This is a genomic window from Novosphingobium sp. CCH12-A3 (assembly GCF_001556015.1).
In the GTDB taxonomy this organism is placed as follows: Bacteria; Pseudomonadota; Alphaproteobacteria; order Sphingomonadales; family Sphingomonadaceae; genus Novosphingobium; species Novosphingobium subterraneum.
Window position 1 is genome coordinate 1 of the sequence record NZ_LSIA01000191.1, and the last position, 5,759, is coordinate 5,759.

At 67.7% G+C, this 5,759-nt stretch carries 9 protein-coding genes; all 9 read left to right on the forward strand.

Annotation, left to right across the window (positions count from 1 at the left end):
* A partial coding sequence (locus AX703_RS14560) for a hypothetical protein (RefSeq protein ID WP_062345063.1) occupies nt 1-267 on the forward strand: 267 nt, incomplete at its 5' end.
* Nucleotides 268-409: 142 nt separating this feature from the next.
* Nucleotides 410-889 carry a heavy metal-responsive transcriptional regulator gene (locus AX703_RS14565; protein ID WP_062345064.1) on the forward strand — a complete coding sequence of 160 codons (480 nt, stop codon included), beginning with the start codon at nt 410-412 and terminating at the stop codon, nt 887-889.
* Between the two features lie 5 nt (nt 890-894).
* Entirely contained in the window at nt 895-1,107 is a 213-nt protein-coding gene (locus AX703_RS14570; protein WP_231735553.1) for a hypothetical protein, read from the forward strand.
* A 58-nt stretch (nt 1,108-1,165) separates the two neighbouring features.
* Nucleotides 1,166-1,486 carry a hypothetical protein gene (locus AX703_RS14575; RefSeq protein WP_062345067.1) on the forward strand — a complete coding sequence of 107 codons (321 nt, stop codon included), beginning with the start codon at nt 1,166-1,168 and terminating at the stop codon, nt 1,484-1,486.
* Nucleotides 1,487-1,509: 23 nt separating this feature from the next.
* Nucleotides 1,510-3,426 carry a 2Fe-2S iron-sulfur cluster-binding protein gene (locus AX703_RS14580; RefSeq protein WP_062345069.1) on the forward strand — a complete coding sequence of 639 codons (1,917 nt, stop codon included), beginning with the start codon at nt 1,510-1,512 and terminating at the stop codon, nt 3,424-3,426.
* The gene (locus AX703_RS14585; RefSeq protein ID WP_062345071.1) at nt 3,426-4,154 is read left to right on the forward strand and encodes a hypothetical protein; all 729 of its coding nucleotides are present in this window, start codon (nt 3,426-3,428) and stop codon (nt 4,152-4,154) included. The genes AX703_RS14580 and AX703_RS14585 overlap by 1 nt, the downstream gene beginning before the upstream one ends.
* A complete protein-coding gene (locus AX703_RS14590; RefSeq protein ID WP_004212662.1) occupies nt 4,151-4,873 on the forward strand; it encodes a hypothetical protein in 723 nt (240 codons plus the stop codon). The genes AX703_RS14585 and AX703_RS14590 overlap by 4 nt, the downstream gene beginning before the upstream one ends.
* Nucleotides 4,860-5,303, forward strand: a complete 444-nt coding sequence (locus AX703_RS14595; RefSeq protein ID WP_004212663.1) for a DUF1622 domain-containing protein — start codon at nt 4,860-4,862, stop codon at nt 5,301-5,303. Before AX703_RS14590 ends, AX703_RS14595 begins: the two co-directional genes overlap by 14 nt.
* 14 nt (nt 5,304-5,317) lie before the next feature.
* Nucleotides 5,318-5,758, forward strand: a complete 441-nt coding sequence (locus tag AX703_RS14600; RefSeq protein WP_025549148.1) for a four-helix bundle copper-binding protein — start codon at nt 5,318-5,320, stop codon at nt 5,756-5,758.
* Nucleotide 5,759 lies beyond the last annotated feature (1 nt).

Here is a 5,759-nt window from a genome sequence, read left to right on the forward strand (position 1 = left end):
TTCATGCGCGGCTCGATCGTCGACACGGGCAGCAACGGCACGGTCGTCTGCATCGGCAAGGCCGATGGCGCCGAGGTCGGCCAGAAGCTCGAGGTCTATCGCGTCGTGACCCATCCGGGTCCGCCCAAGGGCGTGGCGCCGACCTATCACCGCCAGCTCGTCGGCCATGTGACGATCGATCATATCTTCGATGATCACTTCGCGCATGTGTCCGTCGCCGACGGTACGCCTGCCAAGCACGACATCGTCGAGCTTCGCAAGAACTGACGCGCCGGTGGCCCGGCGGCACACGCTGCCCTGATGCGAGGCATCGGGGCAGCGGGTTGCCGGCGGCAACGGACCGTTCGGGATCGAGGCGAAACCGCTTGACCCTGGACCATGGTCCTACCGGCATGATCGAGCGGATGACATGGGCAATTTCAAGATCGGCGAACTGGCCGCCGCGGCAGGCGTGGGCCGCGATACGATCCGCTATTATGAGCGGATGGGCTTGCTGCGCGAGCCCGCGCGCACGGCAGCGGGCTACAGGCTCTACGACGCGACCGACCTCGAGCGCGTCAATTTCATCCGCTCGGCGCAGGAGCTTGGTTTCACACTCGAACAGGCCCGGAAGTTGCTGGCGCTCAGGGCGTCGGACACCGCGCATGCCCAGGCCGTGCTCGATATCACGCTCGCCAAGATCGCGGATGCCGAAGCCCGGCTCGAGCGCCTGTCCGATATCCGCGACATGCTGCGGATGCTCGCCGATGAATGCCCGGGTGAAGTACCCGTCTCCGATTGCCCGATCCTCGCCTTCCTGACGGCGCGGCGGAAAGACCAGCAGCATAACAAGAAACTTCAGGCAGCGCAGGACGAACGATCATCACTAGCGAAAGGGGTTTTGTCATGACGAAAATGCGTTTGATCGCCGTCCTCACGCCGGCGCTGCTTCTGGGCGCCTGTGTGACCACGCGGCCGACCTCGGCGCAGGTCGAGAGTTGCCGGGCGATGGAGGGCAATATGGGTCTCCAGACGCCGCATGATCATGGCGAGATGAAGGGGCAGGGGCGCAACCCGATGAACCTCTCGCACGACCGGTGCCTTCAGATCCTGCGCAACGCGCAATGATCGGGTCCGGGCGCCATCCCTGGCGCCCGGACACAGTTTTCAAGCCAAGGAGCAAGCTATGATCAACCATGCGAAAAAAGCCCTTCCGCTTGTCGGCGGAAGCCTGTTGCTGGCGCTCGCGCTTTCGGGCTGCGACCGCCAGGCCGACCAGACGGTGCCGCCCGCGGCGAACAGCGTCGCCGCCACCCCGGTCCTGACCGACAGCGGCAACGCTGCAGACGCGGCGCCGATGGACGCGATGAGCAACCAGGCCGAGATGGAGCGGCATCACCGTCAGGCGATGGACCATGACGCGATGCGCGCCGGGGCCGGCAACCAGACCGCGCCGGCACCCGATCCCGCGCCGGGCAATGCGGCGATGCCGATGAAGGATATGTAGGCTCGCACACTAAGGGGATGAGGATGTCCAGGCGGATCAGCCTTCGACGCTTGAGCCTCGGCTGCGCAATCGCTCTCAGCCTGTCCGCGAGCGCGAGCGCGGGCGCGCAGGAGGGCGAGGATCATGCCGCGCATCATGGCGCAGGCATGCCGGCCGGCGGGGGCATGTCCGCACCGGCAGAGCCGGGGTCGTCGGACATGGCGAAGATGATGAACCCCATGATGGATCGCATGATCAATGGGGAAGGGGAGAATGAGCACGGCCACGAATCGCGCCGGACCGGCTTCATCTCGCAGCTGCTCGCCTTTCCCGCGCTTGACGAAGCGGCAAGGCAGCGGGTCGCTGCGCAGGCCGGCGAACGGGTAAGCACGGGTCTGGCGATGATCAACGCCGCCTCGGCCGACGGCGCGCGTGCGACCACGGTCTCGGCCCGGCTCGATGCGGCGCGGCGCCTGCGCGAGGGAACCGACCTGTTCCGCTCCGGCACCGCCGCGCAGGGCGCGATCGGGGGCTTGCAGCCGCCCCGGGAGGTCGGGCTTGCCTGGCTGCGCGATCAGCTCGACATCGACCAGGCCGCGCCCGGCCATGCCGATCACTGGTTCGGCATCTCGCCCTCGCACCTCCTTCTCATGCTGTTCCTGGGGCTGGTGAGCGCCACGCTTATCGCGCTGCAGATCTTCCGCCTGCGGCGGATCGGGGCGATCGCCGGCGGTGTCGCCACCGCCAAGGTTCCAGCAAAGCCGGAGCCGAAGGCTGCCCCTCCCGCTACCAGGGTTGCGCCCGCGCCTGCACCCGTTGCCGACAGCGCCGGGCTCGCGCCGAGCAATGCGGCCGCACCCGCTGGGGCGTCGCTGCGCAAGCCCAAAAGCTGGGCGGGGCAGCTGCGCGTGGTCCAGATCGTGCGAGAGACGCCGAGCGTGCTGACCTTCCGGCTCGCGGACCCGACCGCCGACCGGCTGCCGTTCGACTTCCTGCCGGGCCAGTTCCTGCAGGTCGAGGTAGAGCCCGAAGCGGGCAAGACCGCGCGCCGTTCCTACACGATCGCCTCTTCGCCGACCCAGCGGGCCTATGTCGAACTGACGGTCAAGCGCGAGGAGCAGGGCGTGGTCTCGCGATACCTGCACGACAAGGTCGTCGCCGACGATCTGCTGAAGGTCAGCGGACCGTTCGGCGCCTTCACCTTCACGGGAACGGATGCCCAGAGCATCGTGCTGATCGCGGGCGGGGTCGGCATCACCCCGATGATGTCGGTGCTGCGCTATCTCACCGACACCGCGTGGAAGGGTGATATCTTCTTCTTCTACGGCGCACGGTCGACCGAGGAATTCGTGTTCCGCGACGAGCTCGAACGGCTCGAACGCCGTTTTCCCAACCTCCATGTCGTCGCCGCGATGCAGCGCGCGCCCGGCACCGTCTGGATGGGCCCCGAAGGGCCGATCACGCGCGAGATGATCCTGGCCGCGGTGCCGGAGATCGCGAGCCGGCGCATCCATATGTGCGGCCCGCCGGCGATGATGGGCGCGATGCGCGGCGTGCTGGCGGAACTCGGCGTCCCCGAAGCGCAGCTGCACACCGAGGCGTTCGGTCCGGCCTCGCTGCCGGCCGACCACGAGGATCTCGAGGTCAAGCCCGCGCCCCCGCCAGCGGATAAGCCGGCCCCGAGCGCCGAGGTGGCGCCGAGCACGGTGACCTTCTCCGTGTCGGGGGTGTCGGCGGCCTTGCCCGCGGACGAGACCGTGCTGGAGGCGGCCGAGGGCGCGGGCGTCGAGATCCCCTATGCATGCCGTGCGGGCACATGCGGCGCCTGCGTGGTCAAGCTGCTGCAGGGCGAAGTGACGATGGAGGTCGAATCCGGCCTTGCGCCCGCCGACAAGGCGCAAGGCTATGTGCTCGCGTGCCAGGCGAAGGGGACGGGCACGCCGCTCGTGGTCGAAGCCTGATGCGCGAACGCAGCGACATTGCCGTGGGCCTGCTGGTCGCGTTCCTGCTGCTGTTCCCGTTCGGCTATCTCGTGCATGTGTCGCCCCGCTTTCCGGGTAGCCTGGCCGGCGGGATCATCGGGATCGCAGCGCTCGTGCTGATGCTGCTGACGCTTCCTTATGTCGCGGCCAAGCACATCGCCTGGGTCGACAAGGCGCTCTCCCGGGTCGTCAGCAAGCCAACCCTGCTCGCCATCCACATCTATGCCGGCGTGCTGGCGCCGATCCTGGGTCTGGTCCACGCCGCGCACAAGCTCGAAAGCCCGGTCGGCCTGCTTCTGACCGTCCTCCTGCTGATGACGGTCATCACCGGCTTCATCGGCCGCTACCTGCTTGCCCAGCTTGGTCGGGCGCTGCGCGGACGCAGGTCGGAACTGGCCTCGCTTCGCGCCGCCTTCCTTGAGGAGCCGGCGGCGCCGGCGCAGGCCGATACCGCAGCCGCGCCGCTGTCGGGCTGGAGGCGCTATCTGTTCGTCGCCGGGGATGCGCCCGCGGGCCAGCACCCCCAGAACAGGGCGGGGATCGCCGCGGCGCTGGCCGATACCGAATTCGCGATCCGCGCCGAAGAGGCGACCAACACCCTGTTCGCGCGATGGCGGTTCCTGCACATCCTGCTGGGCTGTCTCATCTTCGCGCTGCTCGCGCTCCACGTCGGCGCGGCGATCTATTACGGGCTGCGCTGGCTATGAGCTGGCAGCGTCTTTCCTATGCCGTCTTCATCGCAGCCCTGCTGGTGATGGTCGCCGCGGTCGCGATCCGGATGCGATCGGACGCGCCGAGGGATGCCGGCCTGGTGGCGCAGCTCGTAGCGCCCGGCCCGCTCTCGAGCGCCCACCAGTCCTTCGCCGGCCAATGCACGGCCTGCCACACGCCGGGCAAGGGCGTCGAAACCCGGACCTGTCTCACCTGCCATGCGGGCACGGATTTCGGGACGAAGCAGTCGACGCAGTTCCACGCGAAAGCGACGCAGTGCACCTCCTGCCACGTCGAACATGAGGGAGAGCGCGGCATCATCCGCATGGATCACGCCGCCTTGCTCGACATGGCAAAGTGGCGGCAGCCTTTGGCGGGCATGTCGACAAACACTCGAAGCCTGACCCCCGAGACCGCGCTCAATTGCGCGAGCTGCCATGCGTTCCGCGATCCGCACCAGGGCCTGTTCGGCACCGACTGCGCGAGCTGTCACAAGACCGACAGCTGGAAGATCGCCAATTACCGCCATCCATCGGTCAATTCGACGCAGTGCGCCGAGTGCCACAAGGCGCCGCCCAGTCACTTCATGGAGCATTTCAGCATGGTCTCGCAGCGCGCAGCCGGGTCGAAGGCGCGCGTCGACCAATGCTATGCCTGTCACGCTACCGACAGCTTCAACAATATCCGCAAGCGAGGCTGGTATGATCACCATTGAGGCCGACTGGCTGAGCGCCTTCTTCCGGCTCGCGGTGATCGGCCTGGAACTGGCGGGCACGCTGACCATCCTGGTCGGCGCGGGGCTCGCAACCTTTCTGTTTGCGCGGCGGGCGAGGGCGGGCGACCGAACCGAGGCCTATAGCGCGTTCCGATCGGCGCTCGGCCGCAGCATCCTGCTCGGCCTGGAATTTCTGGTCGCCGGCGACATCGTCAAGTCGCTGGTGATCAACCCGACGCTCGACGATCTCATCGTGCTGGCCGGGCTTGTGCTGGTGCGGACCTTCCTGAGCATCTCGCTCGGGGTCGAGATCAACGGCCACTGGCCCTGGGAGGAAACCCGGATGGCGCGGGAGAAGGCGCGTGCGGCGTCGGATGGGTCGCCGGCTACGGCTGAGGCCGCCGGATGCGGCACAGCGCTCAAGCGATAGCAGATGGAAGGCGCATCATGATCGAGAGACGCGAATTGCTGATGGCGGGCGCCGGCCTTGCCGCCGCCGGAACGCTGGCTGCGCCGGCGGCGGCGCAGCAGCATCGAATGGAAGGGATGGCGATGTCGATGACGGACTGCATCGACGATTGCGTGGCTTCGCACCGCATGTGCCTGGAAACCGCCGCTTGGCTGACGAAGCAAGGCGGCGCGTCAGCTACGGCGTCGCTGATCGCCATGCTGAACGACTGTGCGGAACTGTGCCAGGCGACCGCCAACTCGATGCTGCGGGAATCTGCCCTGCACCGCATCGTCTGCCGCGCCTGCGCCGACGCTTGCGAGCGCTGCGCCGAGGAATGCGGACGCCATAGCGCGGACCAGCGGATCGCGCGTTGCTCGGCCACCTGCAAGAAATGCGCGGCGAGCTGCCGAACGATGGCGGACATGTCGAGCTGAG

Excerpts from the sequence above, each read along its gene's own strand:
- AX703_RS14565 (WP_062345064.1), top strand. The coding sequence starts at position 410 with ATGGGCAATTTCAAGATCGGCGAACTGGCCGCCGCGGCAGGCGTGGGC.
- AX703_RS14570 (WP_231735553.1), top strand. The coding sequence starts at position 895 with ATGCGTTTGATCGCCGTCCTCACGCCGGCGCTGCTTCTGGGCGCCTGT.
- AX703_RS14575 (WP_062345067.1), top strand. The coding sequence starts at position 1,166 with ATGATCAACCATGCGAAAAAAGCCCTTCCGCTTGTCGGCGGAAGCCTG.
- AX703_RS14580 (WP_062345069.1), top strand. The coding sequence starts at position 1,510 with ATGTCCAGGCGGATCAGCCTTCGACGCTTGAGCCTCGGCTGCGCAATC.
- AX703_RS14585 (WP_062345071.1), top strand. The coding sequence starts at position 3,426 with ATGCGCGAACGCAGCGACATTGCCGTGGGCCTGCTGGTCGCGTTCCTG.
- AX703_RS14590 (WP_004212662.1), top strand. The coding sequence starts at position 4,151 with ATGAGCTGGCAGCGTCTTTCCTATGCCGTCTTCATCGCAGCCCTGCTG.
- AX703_RS14595 (WP_004212663.1), top strand. The coding sequence starts at position 4,860 with ATGATCACCATTGAGGCCGACTGGCTGAGCGCCTTCTTCCGGCTCGCG.